Origin of the sequence: Sorangium sp. So ce302, from assembly GCF_051530145.1 — a bacterium.
In the GTDB taxonomy this organism is placed as follows: Bacteria; Myxococcota_A; Polyangia; order Polyangiales; family Polyangiaceae; genus Sorangium; species Sorangium cellulosum_B.
This window is the reverse complement of sequence record NZ_CP150326.1, coordinates 9,997,235-10,016,374: the sequence shown is the minus strand read 5'-3', so window position 1 is coordinate 10,016,374 and position 19,140 is coordinate 9,997,235. Positions and strand designations below refer to the sequence as shown.

Annotated in this window: 13 protein-coding genes and 1 pseudogene; 3 read left to right on the top strand and 11 right to left on the bottom strand. The window is 68.8% G+C overall.

Annotated features, from left to right (window positions below; translation table 11 throughout):
- Nucleotides 1-39 precede the first annotated feature (39 nt).
- From WME73_RS37910 to WME73_RS37875, 8 genes are all read right to left on the bottom strand, one after another.
- Nucleotides 40-654, bottom strand: coding sequence for a hypothetical protein (locus tag WME73_RS37910; protein ID WP_437912740.1), 615 nt, complete (start codon nucleotides 652-654; stop codon nucleotides 40-42).
- The gene (locus WME73_RS37905) at nucleotides 651-4,082 is read right to left on the bottom strand and encodes a type I restriction endonuclease subunit R (RefSeq protein WP_437912739.1); all 3,432 of its coding nucleotides are present in this window, start codon (nucleotides 4,080-4,082) and stop codon (nucleotides 651-653) included. The genes WME73_RS37910 and WME73_RS37905 overlap by 4 nt, the downstream gene beginning before the upstream one ends.
- Nucleotides 4,083-4,099: 17 nt before the next feature.
- Nucleotides 4,100-5,170 carry a PDDEXK nuclease domain-containing protein gene (locus WME73_RS37900; RefSeq protein WP_437912737.1) on the bottom strand — a complete coding sequence of 357 codons (1,071 nt, stop codon included), beginning with the start codon at nucleotides 5,168-5,170 and terminating at the stop codon, nucleotides 4,100-4,102.
- Nucleotides 5,167-6,549: a restriction endonuclease subunit S gene (locus WME73_RS37895; protein WP_437912736.1), complete on the bottom strand. Its 1,383-nt coding sequence runs from the start codon at nucleotides 6,547-6,549 to the stop codon at nucleotides 5,167-5,169. Before WME73_RS37895 ends, WME73_RS37900 begins: the two co-directional genes overlap by 4 nt.
- Nucleotides 6,546-8,879 (bottom strand): type I restriction-modification system subunit M, encoded by a 2,334-nt coding sequence (locus tag WME73_RS37890; RefSeq protein ID WP_437917488.1) that lies wholly within the window; start codon nucleotides 8,877-8,879, stop codon nucleotides 6,546-6,548. Before WME73_RS37890 ends, WME73_RS37895 begins: the two co-directional genes overlap by 4 nt.
- A 521-nt stretch (nucleotides 8,880-9,400) precedes the next feature.
- Nucleotides 9,401-13,477, bottom strand: coding sequence for a kelch repeat-containing protein (locus WME73_RS37885; RefSeq protein WP_437912734.1), 4,077 nt, complete (start codon nucleotides 13,475-13,477; stop codon nucleotides 9,401-9,403).
- A gap of 54 nt (nucleotides 13,478-13,531) precedes the next feature.
- Nucleotides 13,532-13,843, bottom strand: coding sequence for a hypothetical protein (locus WME73_RS37880; RefSeq protein WP_437912733.1), 312 nt, complete (start codon nucleotides 13,841-13,843; stop codon nucleotides 13,532-13,534).
- Between the two features lie 23 nt (nucleotides 13,844-13,866).
- Complete coding sequence (locus WME73_RS37875; protein WP_437917533.1) at nucleotides 13,867-14,076, bottom strand: hypothetical protein; 210 nt, start codon at nucleotides 14,074-14,076, stop codon at nucleotides 13,867-13,869.
- 125 nt (nucleotides 14,077-14,201) lie between these two features.
- On the opposite strand from WME73_RS37875, the pseudogene WME73_RS37870 reads away from it, so the two are divergent.
- Together WME73_RS37870 and WME73_RS37865 are read left to right on the top strand one after the other, a co-directional pair.
- Nucleotides 14,202-14,312: pseudogene (locus tag WME73_RS37870) on the top strand (DUF3072 domain-containing protein); the annotation flags it as partial.
- Nucleotides 14,313-14,551: 239 nt separating this feature from the next.
- Nucleotides 14,552-15,175, top strand: a complete 624-nt coding sequence (locus WME73_RS37865; RefSeq protein ID WP_437912732.1) for a hypothetical protein — start codon at nucleotides 14,552-14,554, stop codon at nucleotides 15,173-15,175.
- Here the strand turns inward: WME73_RS37865 and WME73_RS37860 are convergent.
- The 3 genes from WME73_RS37860 to WME73_RS37850 form a co-directional block, all read right to left on the bottom strand.
- Nucleotides 15,156-15,635 carry a DoxX family protein gene (locus WME73_RS37860; RefSeq protein WP_437912731.1) on the bottom strand — a complete coding sequence of 160 codons (480 nt, stop codon included), beginning with the start codon at nucleotides 15,633-15,635 and terminating at the stop codon, nucleotides 15,156-15,158. The genes WME73_RS37865 and WME73_RS37860 overlap by 20 nt on opposite strands.
- A gap of 32 nt (nucleotides 15,636-15,667) precedes the next feature.
- Nucleotides 15,668-16,591, bottom strand: coding sequence for a sigma-70 family RNA polymerase sigma factor (locus WME73_RS37855; RefSeq protein WP_437912730.1), 924 nt, complete (start codon nucleotides 16,589-16,591; stop codon nucleotides 15,668-15,670).
- A gap of 76 nt (nucleotides 16,592-16,667) precedes the next feature.
- On the bottom strand, nucleotides 16,668-17,300 hold the full coding sequence (locus WME73_RS37850) for an NAD(P)-dependent oxidoreductase (protein WP_437741155.1): 633 nt from the start codon (nucleotides 17,298-17,300) through the stop codon (nucleotides 16,668-16,670).
- Nucleotides 17,301-17,525: 225 nt separating this feature from the next.
- Here WME73_RS37850 and WME73_RS37845 point away from each other — a divergent pair, with 225 nt between their 5' ends.
- Entirely contained in the window at nucleotides 17,526-19,088 is a 1,563-nt protein-coding gene (locus WME73_RS37845; protein WP_437912728.1) for a PLP-dependent aminotransferase family protein, read from the top strand.
- Nucleotides 19,089-19,140 lie beyond the last annotated feature (52 nt).

The following is a 19,140-nucleotide window of genomic DNA, read 5'->3' as shown; positions in this document are numbered from 1 at the left end:
CGGCTCGGATCGGCCAAGACGTCGCCGTATCGGCGCGCGTCATGGCTTTGGCACCGAGCACCCAAGGTGCAGGAGCTCCACCCCCCTCTTGCTCTTGTGCGTGTGGATCGTAACGAACGCTCCCGCGATCGCGTGCCCCTGGCTGGGTGCGGTTTGCTCCAGCGGCTCCTCCACATCCATCCGCTCTCGCAGCTTGGCGAGCTTCTGGTACATTCCTGCTCCGTTGAAGAAATCTAAGCAAAAGACTCGCCGCTCACGGCCGGTGCAGTACCCGAGCACCTGCTTGCATCCGTCGATGTGGTACCGGTAGCTCTTGTGGATTTTGCACTCGCCCAGGTATTTCCATCGTCGACCAAACGCGTGCTCGATCACGACGTCGACATGCCCGTTGACGTACCGCTCGGCGGTCGCCTGATAACCGGACTTGTTCAGGAAATCAGTTAGCAGCAACGACAGCCCGCGCTCGCCGAGCTTGGAGTACTGCTTGGCGCCGCTCTCGATAGTGCGTATCGCGCTGTCAATGGCTCCTTCGGTCGCCTCGATGAACTCGCCCTCCGTTTTCGCTCGCAGGAGAGCGAGGAGGTTCGGGTTGTGCGTCTCGAGCAGACCGAAGAGGCGTTCCAGGGAGCTGTCGAAGGCAACTCGCGACTTCATGCCGCACCTCCATCGCGCAGGACATCTTGCTCGGCAGCAGCCCAAATGACCTCGATCTGCGAGGCCCACGCGGCGCGGGCGGCCCTGTCTTCACTGGAAGCCAAGAACAGTCGCCGCACTTCATCGGGTGGTACCAGGCGTGGCTGCGACCCGGATCGGTCGACGTAGAAGCGGCGGAGCCCCGCGGACTGCGGGCGGGCCAGGCGCTCGACGGCGGCGACACCGTCCGCTTCGGTCAGCCCGCGAGCGACAGCCGTTCGGAGCGTGTCGGCCAAGCTGATGCGGCCCTCTCGCTCCAGCACGGCCAGGAGCTCGGCTCCCAGCCGATCGCAGGCGTCGGCCGACAACGCCAGGCGCTCGGCGAGCTGCCTGTGTGCCCCTCCAGCTCCGTGAGGACGCGGCGACGTCGGCGGCGTGTCGTCGGACCTCTCCGATATCAACCGGTAGACCAGATCCGTCACGAAGCGCTTGAAGGACGGGTTCTGGACGAACTGCTTGTAGGCTTCCGTCTCGTCCTTGAGCAGGCCGAGCATCTCCCTGCCGAGCGCCTTGTCGAGCTCGAGCAGCGCGGTCTCTGGCGTATTCCGCCTGGCGTTCTGGTACGCGGCATCGGCCGCCACCTTTGGCGCGACGTCGTTGACGAGGCGCTGGAAGAGGCGATCGGCGTCGCCGAAAAAGGTGCCGAACTGCTCGTTGAAGCTCTTGAGGATGTTCGACAGCCGATCCATCTGCGCTTCGGGCCGGTGGCCTCCGCCGGCCACGGGCACGGGACCGACGACCCCCTCCTCGTCGGGCAAGGCAAGCTTCTGCGCGGCCCGCTTCTCCACGCGATAGCTGTCCATGTCGATGGATTCGAGGATCCCCCGAGACAGGTCCTCCTCCTTCGGCGCCGGCAGCTTCGGGATGAGAAAGTTCAGGAGAATGGAGAGCTTCTCCCACGCCGCGTTCGAGTATGGCAGCACGGAGGCGAGGAACTCGTAGGTCCGGACGAACGCCTTCGCCTTGCCTTTGAAGTCAACCTGCCCGTCCTCGTCGAGACGTTCGAGATAGACCGCCACGCAGGCGTCGAGGATGGGATCGAGCTTGTCCCGCTCCGCGCCGCTCAGGAAGAGCGTGACCACCTCCTCGACCTGCTCCGGCGCGTAGACCTGCCAGGCGTCGAGCGCCGCCTTCAGATCGTGGAGCTTGTTGGGGTCCGTCTCCTCGCTCAGGATCGTGGTCCGGTAATAGTCGGCGAAGGCCTTGGTGATGGTCTCGACGTCGTTCTGGAAGTCGAGGACGAAGACGTCGTGTTTGTCGGGGTGCGCGCGGTTGAGGCGTGAGAGCGTCTGGACGGCCTTGATGCCCGACAGCGGCTTGTCCACGTACATGGTGTGGAGGAGAGGCTCGTCGTAGCCGGTCTGGAACTTGTCGGCGCAGATCAAGAATCGATACGGGTCCTCCTGGATCCGGTCGACGATCTCCGAGCTGGGAAAACCGTTCAGCTTCGTCTCGGTGACCTTGCCATCCCCGAAATCGTGCTCGCCGGAGAACGCCACGATGGCGCGGTAGGGGCGGTTGCGTTCGAGGAGGTAGGCCTGGAACGCGTGGAAGTACTGTACGGCCCGCTCGATCCCGCTGGTGACCACCATGGCCCGCGCCCGGCCGTTGATCTTGCGGAGCGCGATCACATGCTCGTGAAAGTGGTCGGCCATGATCTCGGCCTTGAGGCGGATCGCGGTGTCGTGGCTCTCCACGTATCGGCGCAGCTTCTTCCGCGCCTTGTTGACGTCGAACTCGGGGTCGCCCTCGATGGTCTTGACCAGCTTGTAGTAGCTGTTGACCGGCGTGTAGCTCGCGAGGACGTCGAGGATGAAGCCCTCAGCCACGGCCTGCTTCATCGTGTAGCTGTGGAAGGGCCGATGCCGGATCTTGCCCTCGGCGTCGGGCGGGAGCGCTTCGCCGAACATCTCCAGGGTCTTGTTCTTGGGCGTCGCCGTGAACGCGAAGTAGCTCGCGTTCGTGAGCAGCTTGCGCGCGGCCATACGCCGCTGGAGCTCGTCGTTGACCACGTCCTCCGGGTCCTCGGCGACGTCGGCCAGCGCCTCGCTCATCGCCGTCGCCGTCTTGCCTCCCTGGCTCGAATGGGCCTCGTCGATGATGATCGCGAACCGCCCGCCGCGGTGAGCGTCATCGATCTCCTTCAGCAGGAAGGGGAAGGTCTGGACGGTGGTGATGATGATCTTCTTGCCGGACGCGAGGAATTTCGAGAGCTGCTGCGTCTTCGAGCCCCCCGCGCCGGTGACGGCGCCGACCACGGCGCTCACCTGGGCGAACTGCTTGATATTCTGCTGGATCTGCTCGTCGAGGATGCGGCGGTCCGTGACCACGATGATCGAGTCGAAAGCGTCCTTGTCGCCTCTCTTCACCGCGATGAGCTGGTGGGCGAGCCACGCGATCGAGTTGGACTTGCCGCTGCCCGCCGAGTGCTGGACCAGGTAACGCCTGCCGACCCCGTGCTCGTGGACGTCGGCGAGCAGCTTCCGCACGACATCGAGCTGGTGATAGCGAGGGAAGATCTGCTGGCGCTTCTTCTTGCCGGTGCGTCGATCCGGATCCTCGACGATCTGCGCGTAATTCTCGAGAATGTCCGTGAGTCCCGCGGGGGTGAGCACGCGCTCCCAGAGGTAGGCGGTCTTCAAGCCGTCCGGGTTGGGCGGGTTCCCGGCCCCCCCGTTGGTTCCCTGGTTGAAGGGCAAGAACCACGAACCCTTGCCCTTGAGCTCGGTGCAGAACCGCACCTCGGCGTCGTCCACGGCGAAGTGGGCGACGCAGCGGCTCAAGGCGAAGAGCGGCTCTCTGGGGTTGCGGTCCTCGCAATACTGCTGGACAGCATCGGCCACAGTCTGCTTGGTGAGGCTGTTCTTGAGCTCGAAGGTGGCGACGGGTAGGCCGTTGACGAACAGGGCGAGATCGAGCGCGCGGCGCGTCTCGTCGTCGCTGTACGCCAGCTGGCGCGTGGCGCTGAAGCGGTTGCGGGAAAAGCGCTCCTCGGCCCTTCGATTGCCCGGGGAGGGAGTGCCGTAGAAGAGATCGATATGATGCGGGCCGTGGTCGATGCCCTTGCGCAGCACGTCGACGACCCCGCGCTTGCCGATCTCCTTCTCCAGGCGCGCGAGGAACAGGCGGCGCGTCGGCGTGTCCGAACCGAGCGAGAGGGGCTCGTCGAGCCTCGGCTGGGTGGCGAGGAGGAACCCGCGCAGCTGGACGACGTCGACGCAGGCTACGCGGTTGTAGTGCTTCGGATCGCCGAGGAGCCAGCCGGTTCCGCCCGCAACGGGGGTGGAGGGTTCGGCGGCAAGGTAGGTCGGCGAGACGATGTCGATCCGCCCGGTCATGGCGCGGACGATGAGCGATTCGAAGCCCTTCTCGCTGGTGTCGGTGGTCACGCGGTCTCCTCCTCGGCTCAGGTCGACGGTTCACCCCCGCTCGTGATCGGCCGCGGTGCGGCGCCGAGCTGCGTGCGCGCGTGGGTGATTGCCTCCAGGAGCTTCTTCTCGAGGAGCGCGCGCGGGGGCAGCTCCGTCAGGTAGCTCGCCACGCGGATCGAACCCTCGCTGAGCTGGAGCAGCTCGATCTGCTCCTCGTTCTTGTCGGCGCAGAGGATGAGGCCGAGCGGCTGGTTTTCGTGGGGCTGGCGCTCATGCTTGTCGAGCCAGCGCAGGTAGAGCTCCATCTGCCCCTTGTCGCGGGCGTCGAAGCGGCCGAGCTTGAGCTCGACGGCCACGAGGGCTCGCAGCGGACGGTGGAAGAAGAGCAGGTCGAGGTAGAAATCCTCGGCGCCGATGCTCATCCGCTTCTGACGCGCGATGAAGCTGAAGCCCTGTCCCAGTTCAAGGAGGAAACCCTCCAGGTCCCGCAGGATGGCGGCCTCCAGCTCGCGCTCGCCGAAAGAGGCGGGCAGGCCGAGGAAGTCGAGGACGTACGGATCGCGGAAGACGAGGTCGGGCGTCATCCGGCCGCCCTCGCCGAGCGCGGACAGCGCTTCTTGAACGACGGCCTCCGGGCGCTTCGCGATGGCGGTGCGCTCGAAGAGCATGCCGGCGATCTTCTCCTGCAGTGTCCGGGTACTCCAGCCTTCGAGGCGGCAGAGCTCGACGTAGAAGCGGCGCTGGAGGGGGTCGTCGAGGGCGATGATCTCCCGGAGGTGGGTCCAGCTCAACTGTGCACGCAGCGCGTGCACAATGTCCGGGTCGGGGAAAACCTCGGCGAAGCGCAGCATGTGGTGGAGGTTGCGCTTGCCGAAGCCGCGGCCGTACTCGGCCGAGAGGGCGGCGGCCACGTCGGCGACGACCTGCTCGCCGTACGCAGCCCGCCCCTCGCCGACGACGTGCTCGCGAAGGCGGCGGCCGACCTGCCAGTAGAGCCAGACGAGCTCGCTGTTGATGGATCGGGCGGCGGCGGCGCGGCTCTGGTCGATGAGGCGGCGCAGCTCGTCGACGAGGACGGCAGGGATGGGGGCGAGCGGGGCGGTCATTCGGGCTCGTCCTCGTCGAGGTCGTCGTCGGTGGCGTCGTCTTCGAGATCGGTGGGGGCAGGTTCGTCTGGGTCGGAGGCAGGGAGGCGGGCGGCCGCGGCGCGGACGTCGAGCTGGCCGGTGACGACGTCGGCGATGAGGCGGGTGCGGTATTCGCGAATCAGTGAGATCTCTCGCTCTGCCTGCGAAAGAGCATAGTGCAGTTCCGTGAGCTCGCCTTCCAGATGCTCGACGATCGCCCGTTGCTCCTCGAGAGGGGGAACCGGGACGCCGATGTCGTAGAAGTCGTCCGTGTAGAGGCGCCAGAACCCTTGAACGATACCCTTCGCCTTCTGTCGGAGAACAACTCGACATGCCGGGGTGCGGTAGACCGCCTCGAAGTACCGGGGTTCAATCGTCCGAACAGGGCGAAATACCGTGTAGTCTGGGCTGATCACTCCGGCCTCGGGAGCTAGTGCAAAGACGCCCAGATGGGCTTTGAGGCGATTCAGGACGAGATCATCTCTCTCACAAAGCTTTCCGCCGGCGTAGGTCTTCGACATAAGCCGTCTCTCAGAGAGACTGGAACTGGGAACCAGCCCCATCTTCTGACTCATAGAAAGATGCGTCTCCTCTCCGCGTGCGGAACGCTTGTCGATCTCTCGAAAGACGTACTTCGAGCGCAATGCGTCCCAATGCGCGGGAATCTCCGCCAGCCACGGAACCCCCGAGTCCTTCATCGGAACGTGTGGCGCAAGGCCACGGCTAACGGCGCGGTGGATGATGACCTGCTTCTGCTCGTTCAGGAGCGCGATCAACTTCCGCTTCGCCCGGATGAAACGGTCGAAGCGGCGGTTTGCATGGTCGAGGAAGCGGCCCATGGTAAACTGCTCGGCGAGCGGTGGCAACGGAAGATCGATACGAGCGAAGTTGCTGAAATTTAGGTCCTGGCCGTCTCGGATGAAAGAGGCCGTTGACTGGAGCGCGCGGATGTAACCGGCGGACTTGAAGAGGTGGGCGAAGTAGCCAATGTCGACCCCAGACTCCGACTTCAAGACGACGTAAGAGGAGCGAATTGCGCCTGATGCCCATGCGCGCTCCAGGCCGCCCTGAAAGCTCCTCATGCTGATGACGAAGTCGTCTTTTTCAACGTGACGACGCTTCTCCAAGTGCATGGAGATCCTCACGACACGCCGGCCGACTCTCTCCTCGAATTCCGACTGCGGAATTACCCCATACGCCTGCGTCGCCGAAAGCTGCACGTCTTCCGGCAACGCGAGTTCCTTGCGCGCGGAGAACAGTCTTTTGCTGCGCGAGATTTCCCAATGGGCGGGGATCCGCGAGAGCCACAGGATTCCAGAGCTCTTGTATTCGGGATACGGCTTGAGATCCTCGATCATGCGGCGCCCCGCTTCACGAGCCCTTCGAGCAACCCCTCGGCCGCTTTCTCGATCGCGCGGATGTCCGCTGCAATCTCGTCCAGTGATCGGAGCGGCGCTGGTTTGTAGAACGTGCGAGCGAAGCTTACTTCATACCCGATCTGCGTCTTGCTCTCGTCGAGCCACGCGTCCGGCGCATAAGGCAGCACCTCCCGCCGCAAGAACGCCTCGACGCCCCCCTCCTCCAGCAGCGGCACCTGCTCCGTGTCACGGAGGTCGGTGTCCGGCTCGTACTCGACGACGCACCTCTTGCCCTCGACCGACGCCTCATATAGCCCCCGCAGCGGGTCCGCCGCCTTTCCTGGTTTATGAATCTTGGCGATCACCGGCGGCGCCGTCTCCTCCCGGAAGCTCACCGCGCGCAGCAGCAGCTTCAGGTCGGACGCACCGAACCTCCTGTCCAGCTTATCGAGCGCCGCATCCACCTTCCGCCGGAACTCGTTATGATCCTCGAACACCCCGCCCCCGAGCGTCTTCCGTAGCGCCGTCGCTGTCTCCACCAGCCGCCCGTCGCGCTCCCACGTCTTCGGGTCGAGCAGCTTCTTCTTCTTCTTTTCCGGAAGACCCTTCTTCGGTGCGTCCTCCTCGCCCTCGTCGTCGCTGTCCCCGTCGCCCCAGGCCGCCAGCCGCTTCTCGAGCGCCACCTTCACCTTGCCGAAGTCCTCGAAGAGCGCATCCCCGAGCTCGTCATACAAGACGCTCCGGATGTCCTCGTCCCCCGACGCGAACCGCAGCCCCTCGATCGCCTTGGTCGTCAACTGGCTGTGGAGCCGCAACGGCCGCTCCACCGTCACCTTCCAGTACCCGAACGCCTCGTTGTCGAACACCCGCGACTGCTTGCTCTCGGTGAACGCTTCGTAGGCCGCCATCACCCGCGCGATGTCCTCCTCGGACAGCTCGCAGTTCTTCTTCCCCAGGTTCTTCCGCAGCGGCTTGAACCAGCCGCTTGCATCGATGAGCTGCACCTTGCCCTTCCGTCGGGCCTCTTTCCGGTTGCTCAACAGCCACACGTAGGTCGCGATCCCGGTGTTGTAAAACATGTTGAGCGGCAGCGCGACGATGGCCTCCACCCAGTCGTTTTCGAACAGCCAGCGCCGGATGTTGCTCTCGCCCTGCCCGGCGTCGCCGGTGAACAGCGACGAGCCGTTGTGGACCTCGGCGATACGGCTGCCCAGCGCCGATTTGTGGTTCATCTTCGAGGCCATGTTGGCGAGGAAGAGGAGCTGCCCGTCGCTCGATCGGGTGACCAGCGACAGCTCCTCGCCCTTGTGCATCACCTTGAAGCGCGGGTCGCGCATCTTGTCCTTGCCGCCCAAGAGCTCCAGGTCCTTTTTCCAGCTCTTCCCGTAGGGTGGGTTGGCGAGCATGAAGTCGAACACCTCGGCCGGGAAGGCATCGTGCGAGAGCGTCGAGTGCTCGGCGCCGCCGATGATGTGCTCGGCCTGATCTCCCTCGCCCTTCATGAGCAGGTCGGCCCTGCAGATCGCGTAAGTCTCGGGGTTGATCTCCTGGCCGTAGAGGTGCGTCTTCACCGCCTGGCGGTGCTCGGCGGCGATGCGCTGGAGCGTCTCCTCGGCGACGGTGAGCATCCCCCCCGTGCCGCAGGCACAGTCGTAGAGCTTGTAGGAGCCAGACTTCACCCGGTCGGCGATGGGACGGAACATGAGCGTGGTCATGAGCCGCACCGCGTCCCTGGGCGTCCAGTGCTCTCCGGCCTCCTCGTTGTTCTCCTCGTTGAACTTGCGGATCAGTTCCTCGAACACGGTACCCATGGAGTGGTTGTCCATGGCCGGGAGCCGCACGGTGCGGTCGGCGTTCAGCACCGGGAACGGGCTGAGGTTCGTCTCGAAGTCGAAGAACTTCTCGATCAGGGTGCCAAGCGCGTCGTTCTTCGACAGACGAGCGAGGACGTTGCGAAACTCGAAGTTGAGCAGGATCTCCTGCACGTTCTGCGAGAAGCCGTCGAGGTAGTCCTCGAAGTCGGCCTTGAGCTGCTGCGGGTTGCCGCGGCCTTTCAGATCGCGCAGGCTGAACCGGGAGGTGTTGTAAAAGGCCTGGCCGGAGGCGGCCGTGAGCGCAGCGCTCTGTTCGGTGATACGTGCCTTGTCGAGCAGCGCCTTGGTCTCCCAGACCTGCTTGCGGGTCGGCTCCAGCACCGCGTCGAGGCGGCGCAGGACGCACATGGGGAGGATGACGTCGCGATACTTTCCGCGGACGAAGACGTCGCGGAGCACGTCGTCGGCGATACCCCAGATGAAGGAGATGATGCGGTTGTGCGTGGCCTGGTCCATGTTCGACAGCGTTCCGCGGGGAGGCGGGCGGGGAGAAGGTGAGACCGTGGCGCCGCGGGAGGACGGCGCGAAGGAGAGCGCCTGCTGCGACGACCCAACGAGGCGGGTGATCAGGGGCGCCTTGGCGCGCCCCCCACCGTCGAAGCCAAGCAGGCGACAGAGCTCCGCGAGGCGGTCGCGGGAGAGGCCGACAAGCAGCTCGGGCATGGGGGGCCCGGTCATCTCGATCTGGTCGGCGATGTGCGCCTTCACCCGCCGGTCGCCGATGATCAGGCGGTGCGCGTCGGCGAGGGCGAGCAGCTCGTTGCGGGAGAGGAGGTTGAGGACTTGGCGCGGCGTCGGCATGCGCGGAGCAAGACGGTAGGTCGGGGCGGCGAGGGATCGCAACGGAAAGATCGCGGCCGGTCTTTCAGCATCTCGCGCGCCTTGATGGGCCCGGGGGGAGGAGCGGGCAGCTTACCGGAAGCGCACACCAGGGAGAACCCGGCGAGCGACGGTGAATCAGTCTGCCTGGTCGTGGATCAGCCTGCCTTGCGGAAACCCCTGGACCGCGCGGCGAGCAGCGCGGCGAGGAGGAGCCAGGGCACGGACGAGCCGCCCGCGTCAGGGCCAGCGCCGCGCGCCACGGCGCAGCCGTTGCCGTGCGCGCGCGGCGAGGCGCTCCCCTCCGGTGCAGGCGCCGGAGGCGCGCCGCCGGCATCGCCGGCATCGCCGGCATCGCCGCCGGAGCCATTCGCGGCGGCGTCGCCGCCCTGGCCCCCGCCGCCCTGGCCCCCACCGCCCTGGTCCCCGCCGCCGCCGCCCTCTCCGCCCTGGCCCTCGCCACCCGCGCCGCCTCCGGAGCCGCTGGCGGCCTCCGCGAGCAAGCAGCCGCCGGCGATGCACTCGCCGCCCGGACAGGGCGCCCCGTCGAGCTTGTAGCGCCTCTGGCAGGTGCCGGTGGCCGGCGCACAGACGGCGCGCCTGCAGGTGGAGGTGTCGGGCTGCGGGCACACGAAGGGATCGGCGCCGACGCAGGCGCCGTTCTGGCAGGTATCGGTCTGCGTGCAGGCATTGCCGTCGTCGCAGGGGCTGCCGTCGGGCTTGCGCGGATTGTCGCAATCGCACGCGTCGCCGACCCCATCGCGGTTGACGTCGGCCTGGTCGGGGTTCGCGACGAGGGGGCAGTTGTCCGCCGTATCGCCGTCGCCGTCGGCGTCGTCGTCCTCGTCGCAGGCGTCGCCGAGGAGATCGCCCGCCGGCAGGTCACCATCGGTGTTGGCCTGGAGCGTGTTCGGGACAGCAGGGCAGTTGTCCTCGCTGTCGGCGATGCCGTCCTCGTCGCTGTCGAGCTCGCAGGCTCCGGCCCTGCACTGCCCGCTGAGGCACTCCTTCGGGAGGGCGCACGGGGCGCCGACGGGCTTCTTCGGCAGGCAGTCGCCGCCGGTCGCCGCGCAGTAGGCCGCGTCGGCGCACTGGGTGTCGAAGGTGCAGCCCGTGAGGCAGGCGCCCGTGACGCAACGGTACTCGGCGCAAGATCGCGTGTCGCCCTCGGCGCAGACACCGAGCCCGTCGCAGAGCAGGGCCTCGACGAGCTCGGAGGCGCCCTTGCACGAGGCCGCGCCGCAGGGGGCGCCCTGCGCCCGCAGCTGGCAGGCGCCGCGGCCGTCGCAGAGGCCGGTGGTGCCGCAGGAGGAGGCCGGCTCCGCGGCGCAGTCGTCGTCCGGATCGGCGCCGGCCTGGATGGGGCCGCACGCGCCGTCGGGGCCGGCGCCCTTCCTCGCGGCGGAGCAGGCCATGCATGCGCCCGCGCAAGGGACGTCGCAGCAGACGCCGTCGACGCAGGAGGCGCCGGCGCAGTCCGCGTCGGTGTTGCAAGGGTTGCCTGAGAAAGCCGCGGTATAGAGGTCGGCGCTGGCGATATAGATGCCGGGGCCGATGCCGCCGGTGATCAGGACCTTGCCACCGCGCAGCAGGGTTGCCGCGTGCTGAGATCGCTCGGAGTACATCGTCCCTGCCGGAGACCAGCTGTCCGCGGCCAGGTCGTACACCTCCGCGCTCGCGCTGCCATGGTTATCGACAGGGGTATTGCCCGCGACCAGGACGCGCCCGTCCAGGAGCCGCGTCGCCGTGTGGCTCTGGCGCGCGGCGCTCATGGGAGCTCGTGTCGTCCAGCGATCGGTCGCCGGATCGTACAGCTCCGCGCTCGCGAGCTCGAAAAGTTGGGAGCCGCCCACGACCAGGACCCGCCCATCGTCCAGCAGCGTCGCCGTGTGCGCCCGGCGCGCGGCGATCATCGGCCCTGCCGCTGTCCAGCCGCGCGCGTCGGGGCTCCAGATCTCCGCGCTCGGGGCGTCACCGCGGGGATCGTAGCCGCCCGCGATAACGACCCGCCCGTCGCCCAGCCGCGTGGCCGTGTGCCCCTGGCGCGCGGCGATCATCGCCACCGCCTCGGTCCAGGTGCCTTCCACCGGATCGTAGATCTCCGCGCTCGCGAGGTTGACGTAGTCGGCCCCGGCGCCGCCTGTGACCAGGACCCGCCCGTCGGCTAGCAGCGTGGCCGTGTGCCCCTGGCGCGCCTCGAGCATCGGCGCTGCCGCTGTCCAGCTGCGCGTCATGGGGTTGAAGAGCTCCGCGGTCGCGAGCGCGCCCTCGGCGCTGCTCCCGTAGCCGCCCGTGACCAGGACCCGCCCGTCGTCCAGCAGCGTCGCCGTATGCGCAAAGCGCGCGTCGCGCATCTCCTTCACCCCGATCCAGGTGCCTTCCTCCGGGTCGTAGATCTCCCCGGTATTGAGGTCGATGTTGTCGGCACCGTAGCCGCCCGCGACCAGGACCCGCCCATCGTCCAGCAGCGTCGCGCTGTGCGCGCAGCGCGCGTCGCGCATCGGCGCGGTCTCCGACCACGGGCTCGTGCCCGTCGGGTCGTAGACCTCGGCGTTCGTCTCGACGCCTTCATTGCCGCCCATCACGAGCACGCCGCCGCGTGGGAGCAGCGTCGCCGTATGAGCGCTGCGGCCGACGGCCATCGCCGGCGCGTTCGACCAGGAGCCATCCACGGGGTCAAACAGCTCCGCGCTCGCGATGAACGCGTCGTAGCGCGTCGTGCCGCCCGTGACCAGGACCCGCCCGCCGTCGAGCAGCGTCGCCGTGTGGTCGAAGCGCCCGAAGCTCATCGGCGCCGCCGGTGCCCAGCTGCCGTTCACCGGGTCGAACAGCTCCGCGCTCGCGACGAACGTGCCGTCGCTCGTCAAGCCGCCCGTGACGAGGACCTGCCCGTCGTCGAGCAGCGTGGCCTTGTGCCCTCGGCGCGCGGTGTTCATCGATCGCGCCGGGGTCCAGGTGTTCGTCGCCGGATCGTACACCTCATCGGTCGGGACGACCTCGCCCTCCGGCCCGAAGCCGCCGGCGACCAGGACCCGCCCGTCGGCCAGCAGCGTCACCGTGTACCCACCACGCCGGGTGCTCATCGGCGCCGTCGCGGTCCAGATGCCCTCTCGCGGGTCGAACAGCTCCGCGCTCGTGTGGTAGGTGCCGTCGCTCACGCCGCCCACGACGAGGATCCGTCCGCCGTCCAGCCGTGTCGCCGTGAGGCCCCCGCGCGCGACGTTCATCGACCGCGCCGGCGTCCAGCGGTCCTCCGCCGGGTCATACAGCTCCGCGCTCGCCATCGGGCCCGAGCCGTCGGAGCCGTCGGAGCCGCCCACGACGAGGACTTGCCCGGTGTCCAGCAGCACGGCGGCGTGATGGGCGCGCCGGGTGCTCATCGACCGCGCCGGCGTCCAGCTGTCGTCCGCCGGGTTGTACAGCTCCGCGCTCGCGACATGGCTGTCGCCAAACCTGCCGCCCGTGACCAGGACCCGCCCGTCGTCGCCGCCCAGCAGCGTGGCCGTATGCCCGAGGTCCCGCCTCGTGGCCATCGACCCGACGGCGCGCCACAGCGGATCCACGAGCAGCAGCTCCCCCGACGCCTCGACAAGCAGCGCGATCTCCGCCCCGCGCGCCTCAAGGCGCGCCGCGATCGGCCGCCCGCCTTCCGCGAACGCTCGCGGCGCGGTGACGCGCAGCCGCGGTGTCCCCGCCGCGTCCAGCACCTCGACGGCCTCGCCGCGCTGCCGCAGCGCCGCGCCGTCCACCTCCCAGACCGCCGCGGGCTCACCCGCCGGCGCGGCGCCCGGCGCCACGGTGAGCCATTCCTCGACGCCCCCGGCGGCCGCCCGCCAGAACGACGCGCCGCCCGCGCGGCCGTAGATCACCGCGCCGTCGACCACCGCCCCCGGGCCGGACGCGCCGGCCTCGCGCACCCGCACCTCGAAGCCGCCAGCGCCCGAGAGCCGCATCCAGCCACCGCCGTCGCGCGGCAGCTCGGCCTGGAGCCGCGGCCGTCCGTCGCCCGGGCCGGCTGCCCCGAGGGCGAAGCCGATGTCGGTGAGCGCCGGCGCGCCGAGAGCACCGCTGCCCAGCACCTCGGCGGCCTGAGCGGGAAACCGGCGCTGCACGAGCGCCGCTGCGCCCGCAGCGCCGTCGCCCCCGGCCGCGCAGCTGAGCGCGCCCATCCATCCCAGAGCGGCCAGCACCACGGCGATGACGGCCAGCAGGCGAGAGTCCAACGAAGCTCGCATGCCGGCGAATGTCTCACGCGGTTAAGTCCGCAACAACAGCGCCGCGAGCGCGGCTCACACGAGCGATGTGCAGATCCCGATGCGGGGATGATAGACCCCGACTCGGCGCTTGCCGCTCCGCGTCTCGGGCGTCACGAGGACCACCACGCTCCTGTCGAGCGGCGCGTTCGCGCGAATCCGCACGTGCTGGCCGGCGACGACGACGTGCCAGATGTTCACCGTCCCGTACCTCGTCACGACGGCCCCCTCGTAGATGTGCGCCGCCGACGGCGCGCCGCGGAGCGCCAGGCGGCACGCGGCATAACTGCCCAGCACCTGAACCAGGAGCACGACCGGCATCACGGCGAACGAGAAGGCGAGGAGCATCGCGATGAAATCGATGTCTCAGCTCACGCCTCGAGATCGCCCGGCGCGAGCCTCGCTCCGAGCTGGCGCCCCGGGCCGCCCACGGCCCGCGCGAGCGCCTGCTCGCGCAGGTGCCGTCGCTCCTCGGGCAGGCGGGCGTGCAGGCGTGCCTGTACCCCCGCGAGCTCGCTCTCTGGGTACGAGCGCTCGATCAGCGCCTCGAGGGCGTTCTTCTGAGTCTCGAGGCAGCCCAACAGGCAACGGCGACGGGGAGCACCAGCAGGGTCGTCGCTTTTCCAGGGCGGGCCGGATCCCATCGAAGTCGCCGCTGGGCCGGGGAGGCCGGCCCTTTCAAGGTGACTTTCCCCTGGATTCTGCGAGCCATCGAGCGGGCGTGGAGTTCGATCCGAACGTGACGAAGGCGGAGGCGTCGAAGCGCATCGACGAGCTGCAGGCGAAGACCGGTCGCGGGCAGCAGCAGCGGGAGTGATCGGAGGGGCGCTCCAGCGCGAGGCTCTCCTCGAGCCGGACCGAGGCTCTTCCGCGGCTCCCCGCGAACGGCGCAGCGCTCGCCCGTTCTGTTCGAGGATCCGTCCTGGGGTGTCCAGCGCGCCGAGCTGAGCCCCTGCGACACTTCCACACGATGCCTGAGCGGCATCGCCGGACCGCAGCGCTGCACATCTCAGCGGACGGTTGACGCGCGAGGGGACCGTGCCATCTCATGAAGGGATGCCCTGGTGTCTTCGCTGTCTCGCGCTCGTCGCTCTGCCCGCCGCGACGGCCGGGCTGAGCGTGGGGTGCAGCTTCCCCGACGCCGTCTTCACCGGCCAGACGAGCTCTGGCGGCGGAGGTGCGGGCGCCACCCCGTCGTCGGACGCGGCGGGCGGCGACAAGGGCGCGACCTCGTCAGGCGGCGGCGAGGCGACGTCGCGCTCGGGTGGCGGCAGCGGCGGGGCGACGTCCAGCTCGGGCGGCGGCGGCGAGGTGACCTCGGGCTCGGGCGGCAGCGGCGGCGGGATCCTCGACTGCGACGCGGATGGCGACGGGTATCTGTCGACCGCCTGCGAGGGCGGCACCGATTGCGACGACGGCCAGGCAGAGGTCCACCCCGACCAGCCCAATACGTTCCATGACACGCCCATCCGCCCCGGAGGCAGCTTCGATTACGACTGCAGCGGCCATGACGAGCCGCAGATCTCCGCGGTCCATTGCGAGTCTGGCGGGCTCTGCCCGGACGCGTCGAACGTGTACCTGCTCGACGTCGGGTGCGGCGAGCCAGGCCCGTTCGGGAGCTGCAATATCCTCTGCCAGCAAGACGTCACGTACAGCGGGCTCAAGCGGGCCTGCCATTGAGGCTGCCAGCGCACGTTCCGAGGAGCAGCTCCGCCGCCCGCGTGCGCTCCAGCTTGTGATGATAAAGGTAGGAAACGACAAGGATACCGAAGAACGTCCAGTGCGGCAGGATGAGCCAGCGACTGTCGCCGCTGGAGAGATGGGCGATATCCGCGGAGACGAAGGTGAGGCCGAAGCCGAAGTAGGCAAAGTCTTTGACCTTGCTCGGTACCACAGGGATCAAGAGGGCCAGCGCGCCCAGCCCCTTTGCGACGGTCAGCTCCACCCTGAACCAGTCCGGGAGGCCGAGGTGCCGGAAAGCGTCTCTCTGCTCTTCGTTGAAAGCAAAGTTGTACGAGCTCCACAGCATGAGAGCTGCGATGAGCCCCGTCGTCGCCCAGTAAATGTATCTGTCTTTCTTCATGGCCATCATCTCTTTAAAAAAATGAGCGCCGGCATCGGCGCGCTTCCTGGAGAGCACCCGGCGGATCCGTCGGCTGACTCGGCAGCTGGTCACCCAGGCGGGCGAGGGCTCGACGTGGCCGACCGCCGCCCGAGGTAGCGGAGCCGATCGAGGTCGGCGTGGAAGAACACGCGCTGGATCTTCCCGTCGGCCACCGCGAGGAGCAGCGCCGCGAACGGTCGGTCGCCGGTCCAGAACACGATCGCGGGTTGCCCGTTGAGCTCGTGCTCTTCGATCTGGAGCTGGCCGGCATTGCGCGCCGTGGCCGCGACGATGAACGCGGCAATGCGCGCGGCGCCGTGCAGCGGCTGAGGGAGGTTGCGCTGGCGCTCGACCACGCGGCCTCGGGGCCCCCCGTCGGTGATCATGATCGCGTCGTCGGCGAGGAGATTCACGAGCACGCGAATGTCGCCCGCCAGGGTGGCGCTCAGGAAGGCCTGGAGCAGGCGGTGATGGTCGTCCGCTCGTGCTACGAGCATGCGCCGCTCGACGGCGAGGTGCTGGCGCGCGCGCTCGAGCAGCTTGCGACACGCAGGCGCGTTGTTGCCGACGAGCTCGGCGATCTCCCGGTGGTCGAAGTCGAAGACGTCGTGGAGCAGGAGGACCGCTCGCTCCGCGGGCGTCAACCGCTGGAGCACGACGAGGAACGCCATCGAGACTTGCTCGAGCTTCTCGAGGCTGGACATCCCCCCTTCGTCGAGATCCACCGGCTCCGGCAGGCGATCGGCGCGGCTCTCCTCGCGGCGCGCCCTGGCGGAGTCGAGCTCGCTGAGGCAAAGGCGCGTGACGATCGTCACCAGATACGCTTTCGGGGAGTGCACGTCCCCCGCGTGACTTTCCCAGCGCAGCCACGCCTCTTGCACCATGTCCTCGGCCCGCCCGAGATCACCGAGCATGCGATACGCCAGAGCGATGAGGTCCTGCCGGCACGACTCGAAGGCAGCCACGCGGCGCGCTGAAGAAGGAGCAGTCATTGGAAGGGTCTGGCCTCCACGAGCAAAACGATCACCATCGGAGGGAGCGAGATTGTCGCACGTGCAGGCTCACGCGTCATCGCGCCGCGCCGGCGAGCCCGACGATCTCCCGCGAGTGAGTGCCTTGCTCCACACAATCGAGCAGGAACGTCGCTACCGCACGGAAGGACATTTCCCAGGCGCCTGCGGGGAGCGCATCGCGCTCGCTCCGGTACGTCTCCGCCGACGTCTTGATCAACCGCGGCGGTCTGGCGATCGTCCAGTCGAAGTTGGTCGCCCGAACCACGGCCTCCATCGCGACGAGGTCGCGGATGTGGTGCTGGAGCAGCCAGCGAAAGACGACGAACCGCAGCGCTTTTTCGGGGAACAGCAGCGCCGCGGAGACGCTGCCGAGCCGCCCCACGCCGGCCGTCTTCATCGCCGCGACCGTGGTGGCCGCGCACTCGGCGAGCAGGGTGCTCCGCCGGAACGCCTCGCGCCCACTCGGGCCGAGCGCCGAGAGAACGGCGTCGTGTCCCCGAAGCGCGGGAGCGAGCTTTTCGACACGCAGCGGGTCGCCCTCGATGACGGTGAGCGCTTTGTCCCGGCGGGCAATCTTCCGGGGCGAGCGGACGAACGCCGTCACCTGGTGACCTCGCGCCAGGGCGAGATCCACGATCTGCGTTCCGGTGCTGCCGGTCGCGCCGAGCACGAACAATCGCATGGTCATGACCTGAAGACCGGGCAGCTCGCGAAAGCGTGACGAGATGCCAGACGAAGCGTCACGAATGCAACATGGCTCACCGGCGCATGATGGATCCGCGGCCCTCGGTGCTCGTTGTTTGCCCGATCGCAGTGAGGCTCAGGCCGAAGCTTGCGCCGGTTCTGCCCCTGGTCCCCGCAGGTCCCGCTGCTTCAGCAATTTCCCCGTATTTAAGAGCAAGGCGCGCCTCGGTTGACAGATTCCGGGCGGCGGGGCATCGAGAGCTCGGGGGCGGGCGCCAGGGCGCCCCGCCCCTCCGACGCAGGCACGGGCGGCGTGGCGGTGACCCGAGAACTCGTTCTTCAGCTCGGCGCGGCGGGTCAGGGGCCGCTCTTTCTGCAGATCGCGCGGGCCATCGTCGAGGACATCGAACGGGGCCGCCTGCGCCCCGGCGAGCGGCTGCCCTCCAGCCGCAAGCTCGCCATCCAGCTCGGCGTGCACCGCAAGACCGTGATCGCCGCGTTCCTCGAGCTCGCGCGCCAAGGTTGGATAACGAGCGCGCCCGCCTCCGGCACCTACGTATCGAGCGACCTGCCCGCCAAGCTGCCCCCCTTCCGCCGACGAGCCCTCGCCGACCGGGCCGGGTTCGACCTGCCCGGACGCCCCTTGCCGGCCCCGTCCTCGACCCCGCGCGCCGGCCTGCTCCTGCTCGGCGGGGTGCCCGAGCTCGGCTTCGTGCCGAGGCTGGAGCTGTGCCGCGCCTACCGCCGCGCGCTGCTCGGCGCCGGGGCGCGCGCGCTGATGGACTACGGCGACCCCCGGGGCGAGCCGCGCCTGCGCCGGGCGGTCGTCGAGCTGCTGACCCGGGCGAGGGGCGTGCGGGCGAGCGTCGAGTCGGTCAACATCGTGCGCGGCAGCCAGCAGGGCCTCTACCTCGCGGCGCGCGCGCTGCTCGAGCCGGGCGACTGCGTGGCGATCGAGGCGTACAGCCACCCCGCCGCCCGCGGCGCGCTCGAGCTCTCGGGCGTGGAGCTCGTGCCCGTGCCGCTCGACGGCGAGGGGCTCGACGTCGCCGCGCTCGAGGCCCTCTGCGCGGCCAGGCGGGTCAAGGCGGTCTACACGACGCCCCACCACCAGCTACCCACGACCGTCACCTTGACCGCGCCGAGGCGCGTGCGCCTGCTCGAGCTGGCGCGGCGCCGGCGCCTGCTCGTGCTCGAAGACGATTACGACCACGAGTTCCGCTACGAGGGGCGGCCGGTGCTGCCCCTCTCGTCCGCCGACCGCCACGGGGTGGTCGTCTACCTGGGCACCCTGTCGAAGATCCTGGCGCCGGGGCTGCGGCTCGGCTTCGTCGTCTCCACCCCCGACGTCGCCGAGCGGATCGCGGCCTACCGGGCCTTCGTCGACCACGAGGGCGACCACGCGATCGAGCGCGCCGTCGCCGAGCTGCTCGAAGACGGCGAGATCGATCGGCACACGCAGCGGGTCCGGCGCGCCTACCGCGCCCGCCGCGACGCGCTCTGCGAGGCGCTCGCGCGCCACCTGCCCGGGCTCGAGTTCGACCCCCCCAGCGGGGGCATGGCCCTCTGGGCGCGGGCCCCCGGCGTCGACATCGACGCGTGGGCCCGGCGCGCGCACGCGGCGGGCGTCTCCTTCCAGCCCGCGAGTCACTTCGCGCTCGGTCGCTGGCCGCTCGACTTCGCCCGCTTCGGCTTCGCCGCGTGCGACGAGGCCCAGCTCGCGGACGCGGCGCGGCGGCTCGCGCAGACCTTGCCGAAGGCCCGGTCGAGGCCCGCGGGTGATCGCCCCTGACGCGCGCCTCGCTCCCCGCGGCGCGCGGGCGACTGGACTACTCGACATCGAC

Bases quoted from the DNA above. Each gene is read 5' to 3' on its own strand.
- WME73_RS37880 (WP_437912733.1), bottom strand. From the start codon at position 13,843: ATGCTCCTCGCCTTCTCGTTCGCCGTGATGCCGGTCGTGCTCCTGGTT.
- WME73_RS37900 (WP_437912737.1), bottom strand. From the start codon at position 5,170: ATGACCGCCCCGCTCGCCCCCATCCCTGCCGTCCTCGTCGACGAGCTG.
- WME73_RS37865 (WP_437912732.1), top strand. From the start codon at position 14,552: ATGCCCTGGTGTCTTCGCTGTCTCGCGCTCGTCGCTCTGCCCGCCGCG.
- WME73_RS37895 (WP_437912736.1), bottom strand. From the start codon at position 6,549: ATGATCGAGGATCTCAAGCCGTATCCCGAATACAAGAGCTCTGGAATC.
- WME73_RS37885 (WP_437912734.1), bottom strand. From the start codon at position 13,477: ATGCGAGCTTCGTTGGACTCTCGCCTGCTGGCCGTCATCGCCGTGGTG.
- WME73_RS37850 (WP_437741155.1), bottom strand. From the start codon at position 17,300: ATGACCATGCGATTGTTCGTGCTCGGCGCGACCGGCAGCACCGGAACG.
- WME73_RS37910 (WP_437912740.1), bottom strand. From the start codon at position 654: ATGAAGTCGCGAGTTGCCTTCGACAGCTCCCTGGAACGCCTCTTCGGT.
- WME73_RS37890 (WP_437917488.1), bottom strand. From the start codon at position 8,879: ATGGACCAGGCCACGCACAACCGCATCATCTCCTTCATCTGGGGTATC.
- WME73_RS37855 (WP_437912730.1), bottom strand. From the start codon at position 16,591: ATGACTGCTCCTTCTTCAGCGCGCCGCGTGGCTGCCTTCGAGTCGTGC.